This window comes from Patescibacteria group bacterium, from assembly GCA_018896645.1.
Classification (GTDB): Bacteria; Patescibacteriota; Patescibacteriia; order UBA2591; family JABMQE01; genus JAHIMF01.
On the sequence record JAHIMF010000064.1, the window covers coordinates 1 to 21,007 of the forward strand.

Sequence of the window (21,007 nt, forward strand, 5' to 3'; positions counted from 1 at the left end):
ATGATTTTGAGCGTGGGGATGTTGAAGCAGCGGAAGGGGTTTCATGTTTCTTTGAAGGCGGTGGCGCAGGTGAAAGAGAAATATCCGAATTTAAGATATTATATTGTTGGCCGGCAGGAGGATAAGAATTATTTTGAAAAATTAAAGCAAATTGTAAAAGATTATAATTTAGAGAATTCAGTTGTCTTTTTGGAAAATATTTCAGATAGGGAGCTTAAAAAATTATATAATCAAGCAGATCTATTTTTATTGACCCCGGTTTATATCAAAGGCAATTTTGAAGGTTTTGGACTGGTTTATTTGGAGGCCGGGGCTTTTGGCAAACCAGTTGTTGGGAGCTTGGGATCGGGGGCGGAAGAGGCGGTAGTTCATAATGAAACCGGTTTGTTAGTGCCGCAAAACGATCCCAAGGCGACAGCAGAGGCGACTATTAAGATATTGGGTAATCCCGAATTGGCTAAAAAATTAGGGCAGGGAAATAAAAATTTTACTAAGGATCATGATTGGGAGAGAGTGGCCAAGAAGTATCAGGAGATTTATAAAAAATTTGCAAGTTAATTATGTATTTATTTGGCTTTTTCAGAGAATTAAAAATTTTATTGATTATTTTTGCCTTGGGTTTGATTTTATTGTTTTCTAATTGTGGAAGGAACGATAAGTATTTTGAGCAGATTAGTTGGGGTAAAGAGGAATTCTTGAGGGAATATCCTATCTTTTCTTTTGTAAATAATTCATTTATTTTACGACCAGGAACTTATAATATTGACGATAATATCGTCGTGCCTAAGGGTTTTTCTTTAAGAATTGAGGCAGGAGCGAAATTGAAGATGGGGAAGGGGATTTGGATTGTTTCTTACAGTCCGGTTGAAATTTTAGGCACCGATAGCCAGCCGGTTTTTATCTTAGCTCAAGATAAAAGCAATCCTTGGGGGGTCTTTGCGATTCAAGAGTCTCCAGAGAGAAGCGTGGTTCAATATGCCAAATTTGAGAATGGCAGCGAGGCTATTATCAACGGTGGTCATTATTCCGGAATGTTGGCGGCGCACTATTCTGATATTGAGGTTGCAGATTGCATTTTTCAAGATGCTAATGGCAACGATGCTTTAAATGTTAAGAATGCTCGGGCGATAATTACTAATAATTATTTTTATAAAAACAAATTTGATGCCATTGATCTTGATGATGGAGCAGAGGGAGAAATTGACAGTAATTATTTTGTAGATAACGGGGATGACAGTATTGACCTTGCTATTGTCTCTAACCTGATGGTAAAAAATAACTATGTAAGAGAATCAGGCGGTCTGTGTTTAGGCATTGATGGAAAATCCGAAAATGTGGTAATATTTAATAACTTATTCAAGGATTGCGTAAGCGGAATTTCGCTTGTGGATAATTCACGGATTAAGCTTATAAATAACACGATTATTGGCAATCAGACCGGAATTGTGGTTTCTATGGGAGAGCCAATTCTTTACAAAGCAGAACTTGCGATTTACAATACAATTATTTGGGACAATGGCCAGTCAATAATTTCGGACGAGAAATCAAACTTTAGGGTTACAAATTCTTCTATTAAGGGCGGCTGGCCTGGGGATAATAATTTAGAAAGTTCTCCAAATTATGATGATAATTATATATCTAGTTTGGGGGGCGGTGATTCGAATATAGTCAATACAATATTTAATCAAGACTATCAAGCGATAAATTTAGGCATTATTAGTCCGGCTTGGTCGCGACTTCCTTTTTGAGAGTAATTTTAATTTTATATAAAGTTGTGATTTTTTGGCATATTTATTAAACTTTAATATTAAACACCATAGATTTCTGATTATGTTAACATCATTAAGAGATTTTTTAGCGGACAGGCCGGCCATTTTTGCCTATTTGCGAAAAATGTTGGAACTAGGGTTTATTAAGCAGAAGGCGATTGTTCGGGAGGTGTTCGGAGCGGGCGGCGGTAAAGTATTAGATATTGGTTGCGGGACCGGGGAATTTGCGTCTCTATTCTCTAACTTCGATTATTATGGAATAGATATTTTTTCAAATTATGTTGAGTACGCAAGAAGGAAAAATAAAGGAAAATTTTTTGTCATGGATGCAACTAAATTAAAATTTGGAGACGAGATATTTGATGAAATATTGATTATGGCCGTTTTGCATCACTTAGATGATCCTGATGTTATTGCGGTCTTGAGAGAAGCAAAGAGGGTTTTGAGACCGGGCGGCAAGCTATTGATAATGGAGGATGCCAGAATTAAAGAATATGAAAATAGTTTTATCCGATTAGCGCAGAACTTTGATAAGGGAGGATTTATTCGAAAGCCAGAAGAATACAAAAATATTATTTTAGATTTTTTTAAAATCGTTAGAGAGTGGTCATTTAGAAGCGGCGGCTGCGTCTATTATGGTTCACTTTTAGAAAAATAATTTAGATTGTCAATTTCAAACATGGAATATGAGGACAAAAAAATAAGAAATTTTGATAAATCCGGAGCGCGGGAAAAAGAGCCGGGATTATCCATCGTGATTCCTATTTATAATGAAGAGGAAGTTTTGGATATGCTTTTTGCTAGATTAAAAAAGAGTTTAGGAGACATCCCGATTGATTATGAAGTACTCTTTGTTGATGATGGTTCCCATGATGGCTCTTTAGGAATGCTAAAAAAATTTTATCAACTGGACAGGAGATTTAAGACTGTTTCTTTTTCGCGAAATTTCGGCCACCAGGTCGCTATTTCAGCTGGATTAGATTTCGCCCGGGGGCAAGCGGTTGTGATAATGGACGGTGATCTGCAGGACCCGCCCGAATTAATTGCTTCCATGATAAATAAATGGCAAGAAGGATATCGGGTTGTTTATGCGATTAGAAAGAAAAGAAGAGAGGGACTATTCAAACGGGTGGCTTATAAAATTTTTTATCGACTGCTTCGCAGCGCAGCAAAAATTGATATCCCTCTTGATTCTGGAGATTTTTGCTTAATGGATAAAAGTGTGGTTGAATTGATTAATTCCTTACCAGAGAGAACTAGATTTATCAGGGGGCTGCGGAGCTGGGTAGGATTTAAACAAATCGGATTAGAGTATGAGAGAGACAAAAGGTTCGCGGGTAAGCCTAAATATACTTTTTCCAAACTTTTAATTTTAGCTTTAGACGGCGTACTGTCTTTTTCAGAGGATTCTTTAAGATCGGTTCTTTTTGTGGGGTTCATTGTTTCTGTTTTTAGTTTTTTTCTTGCTCTCTTGGTTGTTTCATTGAGAATTTTTGGTCTTTTCGAACAAATCACAGGGTGGACAACCATTGTTGCAATAATTACTTTTTTGGGAGGAGTTCAGTTGATGGTTGCGGGTTTTATTGGGGAATATATTACGCGTATTTTTGAGGAGGTGAAGCGACGGCCCCTATATATAACTGACGAAAAGATAGGAATAGGAGATAAGGATAAGTAGATATTACTCCTTTTTAGGTAAGGGGAGGAAGGGCGCATCAGGCAATTTTAAAGAGATTAGGATTACTACTAGAACAATATGACGCATTTTATCGGACGAACAGATAAAAAAATATGTGATTTGTGTGGAGCTGAGTCTATTTTTTTCAAATTGTTATACGATTTGGGAGATTTTAAAATAGTAAAATGCAGAAAATGCGGTTTTGTTTTTCGAAATGTGATTTTAGACTTCAAGGAAACCGAAAGATTATATTCAGAAAATTATTTTACAGAAGAACAAAAAGATTATTTTTTTCAAAATAGAGCAGTTAAAATAAAGGATTTCACCGAAAGGATATCAAATATAGAGAAAATACATCTGACAAAAGGGAGAATACTGGATGTTGGTTGCGCCATTGGCACCTTTTTACATATTTGTAAACAGCGTGGCTGGGAAATTTATGGCCAGGAAATATCAGAATATGCTGCTAATTACGCTCAAAGAGAACTTAATTCGCAAATTTTCAAGGGAAAATTATCAGAACTGAATTTACCGGCTAATTATTTTGATGTGGTTACCCTCTGGGATGTGGTTGATCATAGCGAAGAATCCGTCCGGTTGCTAAAAGACACTTATAGAATTTTGAAAAATGGCGGTTTGATAGCGGTGCAAACCGACATGGAAGATAGTTTGATTTACCGATTAGCCCATTGGTGCTATGTTTTGAGTCGGGGTTTGATAAAATCTCCCGTGAAAATGGGTCATCCGATTCATCATTGCGTTTTTTACACTCCAAATACTTTAAGGATGGCCTTGTCGTCCGTTGGCTTTAAAGCGGTTGGAATAAAAAGAGTGCCCTTCCCCAGGCAATTAGTTTCTGTCCGGCAAGCTGGATTGCTTCAGAGGATAATGTTCGATTCGCTTAATTCTATAGGTAATTTAGTTAGGCCATTGGAGGCAGTCGCTTATGGCAAAAAATAGTTGTTAATCCAAGATTTAAACTAAATAATTTGCCTGGCGGTATGGAGAAAAAATTTTAGTACAAAGGACTATATCGTTTTCATTTAGATAATTACCTTTCCTTGCGGTGTGCTATGCCAGTAAAAAAGATACAACTATTTCTTAAAAACCATTGGTTAGTAATTGTTATTGTTTTGGTTATGAATGTGCTAATAGTTGGACCTCATTTTTTGTTTAGGTGGCAAGCGGGAGAAGTTTACGGAGGGTTTGATATGTTAGGAGGCGATGAATATTATTATGCGGCAAGGGTGAGAGAGGTTTATGACGGTCATTTAAGAATTGCGAACCCCTTTTTAGCCGAAGGAAAGGATTTGCCGTATGCCCAACAACCCCTTCCAGAAATAATTATGGCACTTACTGGCAGAATTTTACGTTTAGAGATCGGAAGTGCTTTGATATTATTCCGTTTTCTTGGCCCAACTTTATTGTTTTTTTTGATATATTCTTTGGTTTTATCAATGACTAAAGGTGATAAGAGGTTGGCAATTCTGGCGCCAATAGTAGTTATCTTTGCTTCTAATTTGTTGTCTCGGCCGCAAGAGTTATGGCAGATGATAAGTGGTTCTTTACAACAAATGGATTTTACGATGTATAGTCGTTTAGTGAATCCCCAAATAAGCTCTTTATTTCTTTTTGGATTTTTGTATTCGTTTTGGAAGTTAGTGAATTCCAAGTTTAAGAGGTATTGGTACTATTGTTTGCTTATATTTGGGCTTTCTTTTTATGTTTATCCTTATACTTGGTCTTTTTTACTAGTTTTTATACTTTTGTATTTAGTTATATCAGCCTTAAAGAAAGAGAGGGCGGCGATTAAGAAAACCGCGGTTGTGTTAGCTGGTGGATTAGTAATTGCGATCCCCTATTTTATAAATGTATTCCAGATGGCGACTCAATTTTCTTATGAGTTTTTAAAAAATGGTCAAGGAATGTATAAGAGCCGGGAGTTTGTTTTTGGCAAATTATTATTAATTATTTTTTTCATCCTTTGTTCACTGAAGAGTAAATTTTTTAATTTAGGCGGACTGGGTACGGAAAAGAAAAAATTTCTTTGGTATTGGTTGGCCTTGGCTTTGGCTGGTTTAGCGGTGGTTAATCAGCAGATTATAACCGGGCAGATGCTGTGGCATGGGCATTATCATTATTATATTATAAAACCTTTGGCAGTCATTATGCTGGTGATATTTGGATGGATGGTGCTTAGAAAATTACATTTGAGGAAGAGTATAATAAACATATTAATGGGTATAATAATTTTGGTTTCCTTTTTTAATGCTTGTTATATTCAATTTTATTCTTACCAATCATATTTTGGGGAATATTTAGACTTTCAAAAATATGGCCCGGTAGTGAAATGGCTTAATGAGAATACAGATAAGGATGAGGTGATATATACGTCAGGAGGTTTTTGGTATCCAGATGTTTCTTCGTCTGCTCGGGTGCTAAATAGGCTTATGTTTGTTTATACTCACCTAAATGTTTATTACTCTGCCTGGGTACCTTATTATTTAAGTCCGTATCCCGACCATGAATATAGTTGGCACAATTTATTTATTACTTTAAAATTATTAAATATAGAGCCAGACGGGATGATTAAGTATTTGGCTAGTAATTCGGGGATTTTAGGGGATGTATATGGCCAGTATTTTGTGGTTAGGGATGTTGAGTTTAGGGATGTTTCTCAAAAGGAGAAGAGGCAAATTGATGAAAATTACAAAGAATTTTATCCAGGTTCTTGGCAGGAGATATTTACCAAGTACCCGATTGATTATATACTTTGGGATAAAAATATAGCCCCAAATTTGCCATTTGAGGCTATAGCCAAAGATGAAAATATAGCTAAGGTTTATGACAAGGGGGGGATTGTGGTGTATGAGTTTCTGTACGAGGACTAAAAACCCCAGGATATCAGAAATTTTTAATGTTTACTTAAGTATTTATTTATAGATTTGATTCCGTTGATAACTAATCGAAATGAGAATTTGGTTTGAAATGAGCCTATCGTCTTCCAATAACCATACCAGATGAAAGAGATATATTGATATATCCGATTTTCTGGAAAACGGATGAGGATTTTTACCAGTGGCAGTAAAAATGGAAACTTGACTACTATGCTGGCAAATTTATGAAGATTGTTTACCTTTTTTACCAAATCAGGGTCTTTGTATTTAAGTCGGGTTCCGGTGAAAGTTGATGGCGGTTTGTTTGGGTCAAGGATAGAATCTTTATCCAGGTATCCATGTTGAATACTGTAATCCCAGATGGAGGTATTTGGTATCGGTATTAGGATGCTGAATAGGGCCCAGGTGGGTTTTATTTTGATATTAAACTTAATGGTTTCTAGGTCTATCTCTAAAGGATTTTCTACCGGAAGAGCCAAAAGGTTTAATGACCAGGTTTTAATTTTATGTTTATGAAAAAGTTCACATGCCCGGCTAAGATGATCGTTAGTGATTATCCCGCGTTGGAGGATATTATGAGAAACATCCTCATTGCCGCATTCCACGCTAATAGAAGCGAGGTGTAGGCCAGCTTCTTTTAACATTACGACAATGTCCTCTCGTACTGTTTCGGCCCGAAATTGCACAAAAAAAGGTATTCCGATTTCATCCTTATATTTTTGGCAAAATTCTTTAATAAACTCATTGGGAAGATATGAAAAACAATCATCAACAAAAATAATAAAGTCAAGGCCGTATTTTTTTACTATTTGTTTAGTTTCCTTGATGGCACTATTTACACTGCGATAGCGAAATATCTTTGAACCGCGGAAAAGCTCATTATATTTATGATTGAAGCAGTAAGAACATCTTTGAGGACAACCTCTGCCAATCATAACAGACATACTTTTTCCTTGATAGCGATCTGTCTCCAGGTCGCAAACAAGAAGCAAATCCCGGTCCGGGAAAGGAATAGAATCTAGATTAGTGTTTAATGTGCCCAATGGGTTTTTAATTATTTCATTTCCGCGTCGCACCCATAATTTTTCAATATGATCATATTCTTTGACGTCCCGTACCGCTTGAATAAATTTTCGGAAGGCCTCCTCCCCTTCACCCCGACAAATCACGTCAATATTGTTATCTTTGATAATCTCTTCAGGATTAAACGTATAATGTTGACCGCCAAAAATAGATATGAATTTTAAATTCGATTTTTTTAACAACATATTGAATTGTTGAAGATCAAACTGCTCGTATGTCATGCCGCTATAAGCCACAATTTGTGGATGGAAATCCCGAACCTTTTTCAGCCCTTCTTCGATTGACATTGAATTAATGATCAACAAATCTCTTTCGTACTCTTCCTCCAAAGCAATAGAAGAGAGTATTTGGATGCCAAGCCGTTCCGTCTTGTAATGGTCCAAGATGATAAATATGATTTTATTTTTGGAGTAATTCATAATTTGCAGATATTTAGCGAGGTGGGTTTTGACATTTTGTAAATTTAATATTACAAGAGCAGGTTAATAGGAGATGTATTTTACTCAACCGTTTCGCATAAACTCGCATTAAACTTGTTCGATGTTTGACCTTTTTATAGATTTGTAATTATAACCGGTTTGTGATTACATTTTGCGGCAGCTTATTTGTAGGGTTTTTTTAAAAGCGATTTTTTGGCCAAGGAAAAGCCTTCCCCTGTCTTGATTAAGAGTTCTTCAAAGCTGTGTATTTCTAGGATGGATTTTAGAAGATAACCGGGCCGAAAATAAAATCTTTTTATGGCATGATTTCTCAACTTGATAAGTTCTTCTTTTGGTATCTGACCGATCTGGACGATTGTTCTAGAGCCGGTGGTGTCAACGTCAGTGGGCCACTCTTCTTCGTTGTCTCTGAAAGACGAGCCCATTAGGGGAGCTGCGATATTGAAAGAGGCGTAGCTGATACCGCTTTCGCAGGCGTAGTTTATGGTATTTTTGATATCCTCTGCGGTCTCATTTTCCAAGCCGATAATAAAATCAGCGCAGATTTTAATTTTATGTTTTTTAAGATTTTCTACCGCTTGGTTTATTTGTTCTAGATTATAGAATCTGTTATAATTTTTGAGTATTTCCGGATTAACGCTGTCAATGCCGATGATGGCGGTGTGGCAGCCGGCTTGCTTTAATTTTGCAGCGAAATCTTCTCTGGCGGCTAAGGCGGGATGGGTGTAGCAGTGCCAGGAAAAATTATATCTTGAAATCAGCAAATTTAAAATTTCATCAGCAACTTTTGGCGGCAGGCCAAATGTTTGGTCGCCAATGTAAATTTCTTTGATGTTGAGCGATTGGACATAGTCGAGCTCTTTTTTAAGAGAATCAAGATTTTTATAAGTAACATCAACTTTTGAACAAGGGCAATACGAGCACTTGAACGGGCAACCAAATTGAGTGATTATTGTGGTGTATTTTTTTCTTTTAATAAAAGGGCTGCGATATCTTGGGGATATGAATAATTCGTGGAGCGGCGGTTTTATTGGTGGCAGATTAGTGATTGAGCTGATCTTAAAAACCCCGTTTTCTGACGGCCGGACTTCTTTGATGATAGTCGGTGATAGGGTTTGCTCGCCGTTGATTAGTTGGACTAATTCTGGTTCAAGCGGGTTAACAATAATGGCGTCAGCAGTCGTTAATATTTTTTTAGACAGGCCGGCATCAAAACAGATGTCTCCGATAATAAAGATTTTTAGATTAGGAAAACTTTTTCGAATGTAAGAAAGAAAGGCATAGTCCTCATCAAAACAAATTGACCCTGTCGAGGCAAAGAGAATATTAATATTTTTGTCGCTGATGAATTGTTTGATATCATCCGCTTCGTGAGCGCCGGCTGTGGCATCTAAAAAATAGCAATTGGCATAGGCTCTAATTATCGAGCTTATTAGCATAAAGTCATGCGGTTGCCAGCAATACTTGGCTTTGCTGATTTGATTGCACATAATACTCCTATAGATTGCCACTGGATACGGAGGGTTCAGAAAAAGGACATTTTTTTTCATAAAGAAGTTTTTATTAATGTTTAAAATCAGAAGTTTATTAGGGCTTTTAACCCTTTCCAATACCTTCGGATATCATTAGCCGAACGAATGAATTGAAAGTGGTTTTTTATCATTTTCCAGTTCAGGTAAGCTTTTTTATGGGCTTGTTTGTAGGCCTTGGCTAGATATTCTTCTGTTAGTCCCTGGGGGAGATAGTTGACATTACTGGCAGATCTCTTCTTGGGGTCCTTTTTAATTATTTTGCCGTACTGATTTAATTGCTCGAACATTTGAGTTCCTGGCAGGGGGATATAAAGCTGAAAATAAGGGAAGTGAAAATTAGATTTTTTGACAAAATTGATGGTTTCTTCTATTGTTTCTTTAGTGTCGCTGGGGAATCCAAGAATAAAACTAACTCGCGAAACAATGCCGGCATCGTCAGCCAGTTTTCCGACCAACTCTAGTTGTTTTTTAGTTACCCCCTTTTTAATAAATTGAAGTATTTTATCGGACCCAGATTCGCCGCCAACCATAATAGCCCAACAGCCGGCTTCTTTCATCTTTTCCATCATTTCCACATCGGCGATGTTGGCCTCAAAGTTGCAAGACCAAATAATGTCAATATTATTTTTTATCTTTTCCTCGCAGAACTTTATTACTCGCTTTTTGTTTAAATTAAAAGTATCGTCTACAAAAATAATTTCTTTAACGCCCATGTTCTGAAGCAGTTTGAGCTCGGTGATAATCCAATCAATACTATGATATCTGACACGGTGGCGATAGAGGTTGGCAAATTTATTTGGCGTGGAGCAAAAGGTGCACTGAAAAGGACAGCCGCGACTGGCCATAACAGAGAAAATGGGAAGCTTTTTATAGGCAAGGATTTTTTCGCGGTAAAGAGGGACCAGTTTTTTTGGCAGGACTTCAGCGGGATGGCCAAATTCGTCAAGGTTTTCTGGAATGGGAGCAGGAGGCGCAGTTATTATTTGATCATTTTCTAGATATTTCCAACCCTTTAGTTCTTGTTTGCCGATTTTATTTTCAATGTATTGTGCCAGGAGGCTGAAGGCGTGTTCGGCTTCTCCGTAGCAGACGAAGTTGAAAAGATTGGGGTTATCTTTTAGGATTTTGTCAGGAGCGCCTTGGGCATGGGCACCGCCGATTACAAGAATTAAATGAGGAAATTTTTCTTTAATTATTTTGGCTATTTCAACTGCGTAGGGGTAAGCAAGGGTAGTTGAGCTAAGACCGATACAATCATAATTTTTTTTAGAAATATTCTCTAGGATTTTGTTTGGTTTCATTTTTAGGGCATTAGCATCCAGAGTTTCTATCTCGTGTTTATCTTTAAGAAAGGAGGCAATATAAAAAATACCCAGTGCAGGAAGGACAGCACCGAGTTCCCTTGCTTCCTTGCCGTAAATGGCTTCAAGCGGTATATATGGGTTAATGAGTAGTGCTTTCATTAAGAGAACTCTCTTGTTAATTAGTAATTTTTTGGCGAGGACGCAGGGTTTACAGGGTAATTATATAACTCTTTTCTAAAAAAATCAATTCAAACGAAAATCACAATGATATCCAAAATATTGAAAAAATTTATTGGCTTGATAGAGTCATTGTCAAATAAAAGGTTTGTTTTTTTGGTCGTTTTGCTTGTAGTTTTAACTTCACTTATTTGGTGGCCCATTTATAATGGTTTTGAAATAAATAGCGATGCCGTTGGTTTTCATCGGTTAGGAATAAATTTAGCAGAGGGTAGGGGATTTTATCTTGAAGAGGATGGCGGCGCAACAATGTTTCGGGACCCGGGCTATCCGTTTTTTCTGGCTGTAAGCTATAAAATTTTTGGAGTTCATCCCAATATTATTAGGTTTGAGCAGTTTTTATTATTATTTTTTATCTGCTTTCTTAGTTATCTAATTGCTAAAGAAGTCGCTGGCAAGCGAGCAGGGAGAATTTCAGCAATACTTTTAGCTATTTTCCCAACACTTAATATTTTTGCTTCCTATCTTTTCAGTGAGATTTTAGCGGCTTTTCTATTGCTTTTTTCTGCTTATGTCTTGATTGTAGCAGAGAAAAAAGACAAGGTTTATATGTTTGGTTGGGCTGGTTTGATTTTTGGCGCTTTAGTTTTAACAAAGTCCGTTTTTTTGTATTTATCAATTCTTCTGGTGGTTTTATTTTTGATTAAGTTGCAGGAGAAGAGATTTTTAAAGATTATGGTTTTTGTTTGCGCGTTTTCTTTGATAGCGGGTTCATGGATATATAGAAACTATAAATATTTTGATAAGCCAATGATTGCTTATCGGGCTGGCGCTATTATGCACAATCACGCGATTAAGCTTACTTACGATCGGGAAAAATTAAAAGATTTTATCCAGTCAGCCCTTTTAGGAGAATATTTTGTAAAAATAAAAAAGCCAGATTTCAATTTTGATGAGGCGGATGGCAATATTGATACTAAAATGGAATTTCGCGAGTTACGAAAGCAAGGAAAAACAGCGCAAGAGATGGATGCGATTATGATTGAACGGTCAAAAGAGTTGCTGACGGCCCAGCCTTTTAAATTTTTTCATTTAGGATTTTTGGAGGTGATTTTATTGAATACCCCAATGGTACCGGTTGATCCTTTAACGCAAACATTTAGCGGGACCAATCTTCGCGAGTTAGTATTTTTGAAATCTCTGATTTTAATTCTGATTCGGCTTGTTTGGCTGGCCTTTTTGGTTTTAGTTGTTTTTGGATTTTTCAAGATTTTGAAAAAGAATAAGTTCGCAGGGTTTTTAATTGCGCTTTATGTATTTTATATCAATGGAGTTTTTATGGGTTTACAAGGAGTGCCGCGGCTGTTGCTTCCGGTTTATCCCTTATATTTTATATTATTTGTTTATAGCCTGTGCCATTTGTTAGACAAAACTCATAAGAATCGTATTTATGATTTCTCGCAATAAAAAAATTCAGCAAATTATATATTGGCTGGGAGCATTATTGCTTAGCAGTTTTTTGGTTGCTTGTATCTTTTTGCGCGCCAGTTTTTTAGCGCCGCTCATCAATCAAATTAGAGGCCACATAGTTACACCTGTTGGTTTGGAAAAGATTGATACTTATTTTTTAAGTATCAAAATACTGCTTTTTTTGTGGGGAGTAGTTTTTTTGTATGTCGGTCGGGCGCTGAAAGACCCTCGTTTTTTGGAGGCAAGTATTGGTAAGCTAAAGACATGGTGGAGATGGATAATAAATCTTAATACAAAGAAGTTTTTAATCATAATTTTTGTTGTATCTTTTTTGCTGCGGATAGGGTTGTCTCTAAATTTTAACGAGTTTAATCTTAGCCATGATGGCGCGCATTATTTGAGCTTGGCAGAAAGTTTGGCGCATGGTAATGGTTTTATCTCCCACGCGCTTTGGGCAGTTTATCTTTTGCCGGATTCCATTCCCTTTCCAGACTTATATCGCGCTCCTTTGTGGCCGTATTTATTATCATTTGGCGGTTTTATAACTGATAATTTTTTCAGATTTGGCTTGCTTATAAATAGTTTTTTCGGCGCTTTGGTGCCAGTGCTTTTGTATCTTTTGACTCGCAGTGTGACTAAGTCGGAGCAGACCGCAAGGATTGCCGCCATCATAATTTTTTTGAATAGCGCTCTTATCAATTGGTCAACCACTCTGTTGACCGAGCTGTTATATGTTGTTTTGGTTTTGCTTATCCTGATCTTTTTATATAAAAAGCAAACAATTGACAATTTATTCATTGGCGGGGTTTTGTGGGCGCTGGCCTTTCTCGCGCGCCGCGAGGCATTAGTGGTTTTGCCTGGAGTCATTATTCTCATTTTATGGACTAGGAACAGAAAATTTAAAGCGGTCTGTTGGCGTTTTATTTTTGTTTTAGCTGTCTTTTTAATCTGCATTTTTCCGTGGCTGAACAGAACCTACCAACTTACTGGTGATGTTTGGTACAGTGATATCAAATACCATGTTGTGCCGGTTTTTGGGGATGATTATGTAAAAGACTATATTGGCAGTTTTAGGCAGTTAACACCGCCAGAGTCAAATGTTTTTGCCTTTGCCATAAGAAATCCTGTTGCGGTTTTCCGCCATGCGTGTCAGCAATGTTGGGACTTTATCGGTGATGTGCCGTTAAAGATTTTTTCCAGCGTTTTTTTGCCATTGCTGCTGTTGCTTGGCCTCTGGCGTGGCAGGAGATATCGGCAATTTTATCCATTATATTTTTTTCTGTGCAGCAGCTTGATTTTTTATTTAGGAATTTCCTATGCTACTCGTTATATTTTTGTTCTTGTTCCAGTTTTTGCTGTATTTATGGCATTCTTTTTGGAAAATTGGAGCACGCAAAATTTTAAGTTTTTTAAATGGGATGGCAGAGTTTTCGTTTTACCCTTGATAATTGTCTTGTCGGGGGCTTTTATTTTTGGAATTAAATCAAATATTGAACGCAATTCTTTTGACCAACCCAAACTAGTAGCTTTTAAAAAAGTTGCTGAGAAAACAAAGGGCGGTCTAGCGCCAGATGAAGCAGTAATGATAAGCAATGATCAAATTTATCAATATCATTATTTTTCCGGACAAAATTGCCTTCAATTTCCAGATGCTAACTTAACCCAATTGACAGATATTATAAAAAAGTATAAAGTAAGATACATGCTTATTTTTGCTGATTCGCCAAAAAGTCATTGGCAGAATATTGAAGAGATGGGGGAGCAGGTTAAAAGGGTTTACCAAGGCAATTTATTTAAAGAACAGTATTATTACCTATATGAGGTAGATTAAGCTGACTACTTTAATACTTTCGTGTTTTAATGCAAAAATATATGAAGACCATTGTAACCGGCGGCGCCGGATTCATAGGCAGTCATCTCACAGAACTCCTTTTGGAAAAAGGGCACTCTGTTTTAGTTTTAGATAATTTTTCCAACGGCCGAAAAGAAAATCTCGCTCACCTAAAAAATAACCCCGATCTCAAGATAGTCGAAACCGACATTTGTAACTATGAAAAAATAAAACTCTATTTTAAAAATATTGATTGGGTTTTTCACCTGGCCGCCCTCGCCGATATTGTGCCCTCGATTACCGAGCCCCTAAAATACTACAACAATAATGTCACCGGAACAGTTTCTGTTTTAGAGTCCGCAAAAGAAGCAAATGTCAAAAAATTCATCTACACGGCCTCTTCCTCTTGCTATGGCCTTGCCAAAACTTTTCCCACTCCAGAAACCGCCCCCATCAAACCCGAATATCCGTATGCTCTAACAAAATACCTTGGCGAACAAATTGCTCTCCACTGGGCCAAGGTTTATAAACTCCCGGTTATTTCCTTAAGATTATTTAATGTCTACGGGCCTCGCTCCCGGACTTCTGGAACCTACGGCGCAATGTTTGGCGTTTTTTTAGCTCAAAAGTTAGCAAACAAACCGTACACTGTGGTCGGCGACGGCAACCAAACTAGAGACTTTGTCTATGTTAAAGATGTTGCCCAGGCCTTCTTAGCTGCTGCTGAATCTAATATCAGCAATGAAATCTTCAATGTTGGTTCCGGCGGCACTTATAGTGTTAACCAAATCGTGGACCTTTTGGGTGGTGAAAAAACCCACATCCCTAAACGCCCTGGCGAACCTGATTGCACCTTTGCTGATATTTTAAAAATTAAAAAAATGTTAAACTGGAAACCAAAAATTTCTCTAGGGCAAGGTATAAAAATTTTATTAGATAATATTGACTATTGGAGCAAGGCCCCGGTCTGGACTAAAGAATCAATCGCCGAAGAAACAAAGGAGTGGTTTAAAAATCTATCAAAATAAATATGAATGATATATCCCAAAAAATTAAAAACTCTGATGAACTCGCCAAAATAGTCGCTGATCTCAAATTCCAAGGAAAAAAAGTGGTTCAGTGCCATGGCTGTTTTGAATTGGTCCATCCCGGCCACCTAGCTCATTTCGAAGCCGCAAAAAAAGAAGGAGATATATTAATTGTCAGTCTTACTGCTGATCAATTCGTAAGGAAGGGTCCGGGCCGGCCAATCTTCCCAAATGATGTCCGAGCCAAATCTCTTGCCTCTTTACACGTCATCGACTATGTCACAATTGACTATGATTTTACACCAATTGAATTACTTAAAAAAATTAAACCCAATGTTTATTTTAAAGGCTCTGAATATGAAAAGGCTTTAAACGATCCAACCAGAAATCTCTACAAAGAGGCCGAAGCCGTAAGATCAGTTGGCGGGGAGATTAAATTCAGTTATGAAACAACTCATAGCGCCACTAACTTTTTAAAAAACCATCTTGAACTATATCCAAAACCGGTTAAGGACTTCCTAGACGATTTTGCAAACAAACATGACGCAAGACAAATCATTGATCTTTTAAAAAATTTACGAGAAATGAAGATATTAATTATCGGAGAAACCATTATTGACGAATACAATTACTGCGAAGGCATGGGAAAAATCCCCAAAGACAATCTAATTGCCACTAAATATCTAAACAAAGAAACTTTTGCCGGCGGAGTTTTGGCTTGCGCCAACCATCTGGCCGGATTTTGCGATAATGTTCATTTAGTAACTGCCCTCGGCCGAAAAAATAACTATGAAAATTTTGTAAAACAAAACATTAAATCAAATATTACCTGCCGTCCCTTCTTTGATGAAGAAGGTCAAACAATTGTTAAACGAAGATTCATTGACCCTTCATTTTTTATAAAAATGTTTGAAATTTACCACTTTGATGATCGCCACTTGCCAAAACAAACTTCTGACGATATTGTCAATTACTTAAACGGGATGCTTCCCCAATACGACATGGTCATCGTTACCGATTATGGACATGGTTTTTTTGACAAAAATATAATCAATATCCTAATCCAAAAATCAAAATTCTTAGCAATCAACACTCAAACGAATAGCGCCAATTTCGGGTTTAATCTTATTACCAAATATCCGCGAGCTGATTACATTTGTATTGACGAACAAGAAGCTAGACTAGCCGCTCATCATAAGGGCGGGGAATTTACCGAAGTAAGTAAAAAAATTCTAAACAATGTTAGTTCCAGAAACATTATTATCACCCGCGGTCATCGTGGAACAATGGCCTATGATGCTCAAAATAACTCCTACGCTGTTCCAATATTTTCAACAAAAATTGTTGATCGGGTAGGCGCCGGAGACGCTTTTTTGGCAATCACCGCGCCCTGCGTTGCCAAGGGCGCCCCAATGGATGTCGTTGCCTTTATTGGTAATGCTGTTGGCGCCCTGCATGTGACTGTTGTTGGCAATAAGTCATCTGTTGAACCAAAGGCGCTTTATAAGTTTATTCAAACATTGTTTAAATGATAACTTATTATGAAAGCTGTTATTGAAAATTATATAAATGACCTGCACAAACTCTTTAACGAAACTGGCGTAACAGATATTAGTGGAAAAAATTTAAGTTTAGCTGATGGTTTGTTTATAGCAGCGGAAATAATTATGAAAGCAAGTTTGCGAGGCAACAAGGTCTTTTTTATTGGCAATGGCGGCTCCGCTGCTGTGGCTAGCCATAAAGCCCTAGATTATTGGATGATGGGAAAAATCCGCACCACTGCTTTTTCAGACAGCGCCAATCTAACTTGCATTAGCAATGATTTTGGTTATGAAAATGTTTTTGCTAAGCAAATTGAGATGTTTGCTGATAGGGGCGATGTTTTGATGGCTATCTCCAGCTCTGGAAATTCTGAAAACATTGTCTTTGCCGCTGAAACCGCTCGCCGTCGCGGCTGTCATGTCTTTACTTTTTCCGGCTTTAAACAAACAAACCGACTTCGCAACATTGGTGAATTAAACTTTTACACCCCTGTCTCCCACTATAACAAAGTAGAATCACTCCATCTTTTACTTTGTGATTGCATTTTAGAAATCATAACCCAAGAAAGAAAAAAATTTATAATAAATCCCGAGCATGCTGTCCATACTGGGGCTAATAACTTTTTGCAAGCGAGATCAGAAAAAGACATTCTTGTTGCCCTTGACCGTGATGGCACCTTAATTCATGATGAGGGGTATTTTGGCCTTGAAGACAACTGGCAAGATAATCTTAAATTTTATGATGGCTGTATTGATATGATTAAAAGCTTAAATCCAGTTGCTGATGTTGTAGTTACAACAAATCAAATCGGTGTCGCCCGCGGATTCTATACTAGTAAAAGGGTAGGAGAAATAAATAAATATATTGAATCTATCTTTAAAACTCAAGGAGCGGTTATTGACGGTTGGCATTACTGCCCTTACGTAGAACGAGCCTGGGCCCGCAAAGAAGGTCTGGATTTAGATACTCCCTGGATTAAGGATGAATTCCCAAAAACCAGGAAGCCAGAAATTGGAATGCTGGAGCAGGCGGCTGTTGATTTAGGCAAAGAGCTTTCTTCCTATAAAAATATTTTTGTAATCGGCGATGAGTTGGATGACCTGAATATGGCCCTCAATGCCGGGGGAATCGGCATTTGGTTTGATAATGGGAAAAATGATTATTTATTTGAAGAGGTAAAAAAATTAAAAACAGCAAACCCTGGAAAAATTTTTTATGTTAAGGACTTGACAAAAGTGATTGACATGGTACAATCAGTTAGAAACTGGTTTCATCTCTAAAAGTAAAAATTGTGTTAGAAAAACATCGGCAAAATCACCTCTAAGGTAAACCGGGAATTGACAAAAGGAGGTTCAGTGATGGCTGTTAAAGCCGTAATTTTTGACATCGGAGGAGTCCTGGCCCATAATGTTTGGGATCATCTACTCCTAGACGATAATGGAGTGATGTCCAGATTTCCACAGCTCCATAAAGCAGAGCTTGAAAGAATCGGAAAGGTCCTCTGGGATGCATTCGGCTATGTCCCCGAATACCCCAATACCTGGCAGGAGCTTGAGGAACGATATTGGAAAATGTTCATTCGATACTTTAAGGGGTATCTGCCAGAAACCGCAAAGCCAGACGATTTTATTCAAATGACAGACTCTTTTATTAGGCCTATTCTGGGCATGAAATCTGTGCTCAAAAAGCTTCAATTGAAAGGAATCAAACTGGCAATCTGCTCCAATAACAACGAGTTTTGGTTCAGGCGCCAGATGGACCAGCTTGGACTTTGGAGATTCTTCGATTCCGACAATGTAATTCTATCCTGTCGAATTGGTGTCTCAAAGTCAAGCCCACGGTTCGAGATGTTCCACGCCGCTCTCAGCGCCCTATCGCTTCCTGGAGACAATTGCATCTTTGTAGATGACAGGGAAGGCAACATCGAGCGAGCCAGACAGTGCGGTATGCAGGGGATCCTTTTCCTTGAAGCCGAGCAACTCGACTCTAAACTAAAAAAGCTGGGGCTTTAAAACGCCCAGCTTATCTCATTACTGCGCCTCACCGGTTAATCCGCGTGAGGCTTTATTTTTCTGTTTTTTCGCTCGTATGCTTAAACTTCTCCAAAATAAAGCTTTCATAAACACTGCGAAGAGTATTGCCGAGCGAAAACTTCATGGGATAAATTTTAGTTTTGATTAAATAGGCCTTGGTTAGATAATAGGCCACAAAATAAAGTTTGGTCAATCGCCAATTTATCAAATGCTTAACTGTTAAATTCCGCAGCCAAGGAAATTTTAAAACCACAGTGCCCAAAAGCGAAAGGTTCATTTGCTGGAGTTTCTCTTGCTCTGAAAAGCAATTTAAGGGCGATCCCGCCTGATAGCTCATATGCAATTTATCAAAATCTCCATCAAAAAGCCCTTTTTGTTTAGCATACTCTCCAAGATGAGTTCGCGGATAAGGATAAAAAATCGGAAACTCGCCAAAAGTTACCTTACATTCCAGATTTAAATCAAGCGATTCAATGTCATTTTTAATGTTTCCAGTTGGAATGCCAAAAATCGTGTTACAAAAGGTGGGGATCTTGTGTTTATGGCACAAAAGAAAAGCCCGAAAAATTTCTTCTTTGGTCATGCCTCGCTTAAAAATTTCATTCCGTAAGCGGTCATTAGCGGCCTCAATAGACATACTAATTGAAACCAAACCAGCTTTTTTGAGTTTAAGAAGAATTGATTCTGTTAAATTATTCGCTCGCATCAAACAATGAAACGGCAGGCCAATCTCTTTTGGGTATTTTTCGCTGAATTCTGTCAGCCACTCATCGTCAGCTAGAACAAAGTTGTCGTCATAAAATTTAATAAATTGCGTCTCGTATTTTTCTTTCAAGTTTTTAAGTTCCGCAATAATCCTGTCTACGCCCATTCGGGTAACGATCGGCCCTTTGTTTTTATACATCTCATTGTACACATGATTAAAACAATAAGTGCAATGATAAGGACAGCCCCGGCTAACCATAAAACTTCTCATTGGAAACCGCCCAAGCCGGGTATTTTTATAAAGTAAATCACGATCATAAAACGGTAAATCATCAAGATTAATTTTCTTAAACCGCAACACCGGCTCTCTGCCCTGCGCTTTCATCTCCTTGGTATACACATTGTCTATACGCTCAACTGAATTCTTATTTTCAAGCGCTCTAAGCAGTTCAACCCAGGCCTCATCGCCCTCGCCGATAATAATAACATCAAGACTTGGTTCGTTAATTATCTCTGGAAAAAAAGTCGGATGCGGTCCACCCATGTTGGTGATTGTGGTTGGAGAATTTTTTTTTATTCGCCTAAAGGCCTCAATGTAATATTTATGCTCACCGGTTTTAGCGCTGGCCGCCACAATATCCGGCTTAATTTTAGAGAGCGATTCTTCTAAATTATTATCCGCCAACACATTCAAAAAAGTCTCATGCCCTGCTCGTTTTGCCAAAGCCGAGAGCAGCATAATACCCATGGGGTCAATGTATTCCACTTGTTTGTATAAGAATAGTATCTTCATAGAATTTCTAATTTCTAATTCACCTAATTCCTAATAAAATGTCTAATTTCTAATTCTAAAATGTTAAAAAATAATTTTAGAAATTTGGCATTAGGTATTTGGAATTTTATTAGGTGAATTAGAAATTTATATAATAATCTTCTCTTTCTCAACTTTTCTTTTCCTAAACATGAACCGGATGATTGAAATTTCCCGAACGCCAACGGAATGGTAAATGAACATGGCCAAGATATCAAGGAGAAAGTGGAAACAAATGCCGAAAAACAGGAAATAACTGCCCCACGCCAAACTTAATGCAAAAACAATGATTAAAAATTCAATCGTATGAAAATGGCATAAACTTAAATATTGTTTGGGATTTTTTTTGATTTTTTCGGATAACTCGCAACAAGTTTTGTAGGCTTTAATAAAGCTGGGATTTTTTACTCTCCAGGCGAATTTTAGGTAATGATCAACATCAACCAAAATTCCGCCGATAAAAAATAACAAGCCGTTTTGCCAGTTGGTTGTTGCTAAAATAAGTAAACTTATTATTCCTGTTGATGCGGCGTGGACACTAACTTTCATGAATTTATCTTAGCAAGTTTTGAGAATTTAGTAAAATGTTATCTCTTGACATTTAAAAACAGATATAGTAAAATACACCATCTACCATTAAAGTAGTGTTTTTTGCCCTTTTACAACTTAGTAAACCCCAAACCAGCCGATTAACTCAAGGAGGTGCA

The 21,007-nt window shown here is 37.5% G+C and carries 17 protein-coding genes; 12 read left to right on the forward strand and 5 right to left on the reverse strand.

Annotation, left to right across the window (positions count from 1 at the left end; all coding sequences use genetic code 11):
• The 6 genes from KKD20_05040 to KKD20_05065 form a co-directional block, all read left to right on the forward strand.
• Positions 1 to 558 (forward strand): glycosyltransferase family 4 protein (locus KKD20_05040; GenBank protein MBU4332455.1); only part of this gene is annotated, 558 nt, incomplete at its 5' end.
• 2 nt (positions 559 to 560) lie between these two features.
• Positions 561 to 1,748: a right-handed parallel beta-helix repeat-containing protein gene (locus KKD20_05045; protein ID MBU4332456.1), complete on the forward strand. Its 1,188-nt coding sequence runs from the start codon at positions 561 to 563 to the stop codon at positions 1,746 to 1,748.
• An 82-nt stretch (positions 1,749 to 1,830) separates the two neighbouring features.
• Positions 1,831 to 2,427: a methyltransferase domain-containing protein gene (locus KKD20_05050; protein MBU4332457.1), complete on the forward strand. Its 597-nt coding sequence runs from the start codon at positions 1,831 to 1,833 to the stop codon at positions 2,425 to 2,427.
• Between the two features lie 21 nt (positions 2,428 to 2,448).
• On the forward strand, positions 2,449 to 3,447 hold the full coding sequence (locus KKD20_05055; GenBank protein ID MBU4332458.1) for a glycosyltransferase family 2 protein: 999 nt from the start codon (positions 2,449 to 2,451) through the stop codon (positions 3,445 to 3,447).
• A 78-nt stretch (positions 3,448 to 3,525) separates the two neighbouring features.
• On the forward strand, positions 3,526 to 4,407 hold the full coding sequence (locus KKD20_05060; GenBank protein ID MBU4332459.1) for a class I SAM-dependent methyltransferase: 882 nt from the start codon (positions 3,526 to 3,528) through the stop codon (positions 4,405 to 4,407).
• 113 nt (positions 4,408 to 4,520) lie between these two features.
• Positions 4,521 to 6,338 carry a YfhO family protein gene (locus tag KKD20_05065; GenBank protein ID MBU4332460.1) on the forward strand — a complete coding sequence of 606 codons (1,818 nt, stop codon included), beginning with the start codon at positions 4,521 to 4,523 and terminating at the stop codon, positions 6,336 to 6,338.
• Between the two features lie 23 nt (positions 6,339 to 6,361).
• On the opposite strand, the gene KKD20_05070 is transcribed toward KKD20_05065, so the two are convergent.
• From KKD20_05070 to KKD20_05080, 3 genes are all read right to left on the reverse strand, one after another.
• Positions 6,362 to 7,846 carry a B12-binding domain-containing radical SAM protein gene (locus tag KKD20_05070; protein MBU4332461.1) on the reverse strand — a complete coding sequence of 495 codons (1,485 nt, stop codon included), beginning with the start codon at positions 7,844 to 7,846 and terminating at the stop codon, positions 6,362 to 6,364.
• A gap of 182 nt (positions 7,847 to 8,028) precedes the next feature.
• On the reverse strand, positions 8,029 to 9,417 hold the full coding sequence (locus KKD20_05075; protein ID MBU4332462.1) for a radical SAM protein: 1,389 nt from the start codon (positions 9,415 to 9,417) through the stop codon (positions 8,029 to 8,031).
• Positions 9,418 to 9,443: 26 nt separating this feature from the next.
• Positions 9,444 to 10,862 (reverse strand): B12-binding domain-containing radical SAM protein, encoded by a 1,419-nt coding sequence (locus KKD20_05080; protein ID MBU4332463.1) that lies wholly within the window; start codon positions 10,860 to 10,862, stop codon positions 9,444 to 9,446.
• A gap of 105 nt (positions 10,863 to 10,967) precedes the next feature.
• On the opposite strand from KKD20_05080, the gene KKD20_05085 reads away from it, so the two are divergent.
• The 6 genes from KKD20_05085 (at position 10,968) to KKD20_05110 (ending at position 18,763) form a co-directional block, all read left to right on the forward strand.
• Positions 10,968 to 12,347, forward strand: coding sequence for a glycosyltransferase family 39 protein (locus KKD20_05085; protein ID MBU4332464.1), 1,380 nt, complete (start codon positions 10,968 to 10,970; stop codon positions 12,345 to 12,347).
• Entirely contained in the window at positions 12,331 to 14,181 is a 1,851-nt protein-coding gene (locus KKD20_05090) for a glycosyltransferase family 39 protein (GenBank protein MBU4332465.1), read from the forward strand. Before KKD20_05085 ends, KKD20_05090 begins: the two co-directional genes overlap by 17 nt.
• Positions 14,182 to 14,222: 41 nt before the next feature.
• Positions 14,223 to 15,209 (forward strand): SDR family oxidoreductase, encoded by a 987-nt coding sequence (locus tag KKD20_05095; GenBank protein ID MBU4332466.1) that lies wholly within the window; start codon positions 14,223 to 14,225, stop codon positions 15,207 to 15,209.
• Positions 15,210 to 15,211: 2 nt separating this feature from the next.
• Positions 15,212 to 16,741: an adenylyltransferase/cytidyltransferase family protein gene (locus tag KKD20_05100; protein ID MBU4332467.1), complete on the forward strand. Its 1,530-nt coding sequence runs from the start codon at positions 15,212 to 15,214 to the stop codon at positions 16,739 to 16,741.
• A 9-nt stretch (positions 16,742 to 16,750) separates the two neighbouring features.
• Entirely contained in the window at positions 16,751 to 18,031 is a 1,281-nt protein-coding gene (locus KKD20_05105) for an HAD-IIIA family hydrolase (GenBank protein MBU4332468.1), read from the forward strand.
• A 78-nt stretch (positions 18,032 to 18,109) separates the two neighbouring features.
• Complete coding sequence (locus tag KKD20_05110) at positions 18,110 to 18,763, forward strand: HAD-IA family hydrolase (GenBank protein MBU4332469.1); 654 nt, start codon at positions 18,110 to 18,112, stop codon at positions 18,761 to 18,763.
• 52 nt (positions 18,764 to 18,815) lie between these two features.
• Here the strand turns inward: KKD20_05110 and KKD20_05115 are convergent, their stop codons facing one another.
• Both KKD20_05115 and KKD20_05120 read right to left on the reverse strand, forming a co-directional pair.
• Positions 18,816 to 20,282, reverse strand: coding sequence for a B12-binding domain-containing radical SAM protein (locus KKD20_05115; protein MBU4332470.1), 1,467 nt, complete (start codon positions 20,280 to 20,282; stop codon positions 18,816 to 18,818).
• A 126-nt stretch (positions 20,283 to 20,408) separates the two neighbouring features.
• The gene (locus KKD20_05120; protein ID MBU4332471.1) at positions 20,409 to 20,849 is read right to left on the reverse strand and encodes a hypothetical protein; all 441 of its coding nucleotides are present in this window, start codon (positions 20,847 to 20,849) and stop codon (positions 20,409 to 20,411) included.
• Positions 20,850 to 21,007 lie beyond the last annotated feature (158 nt).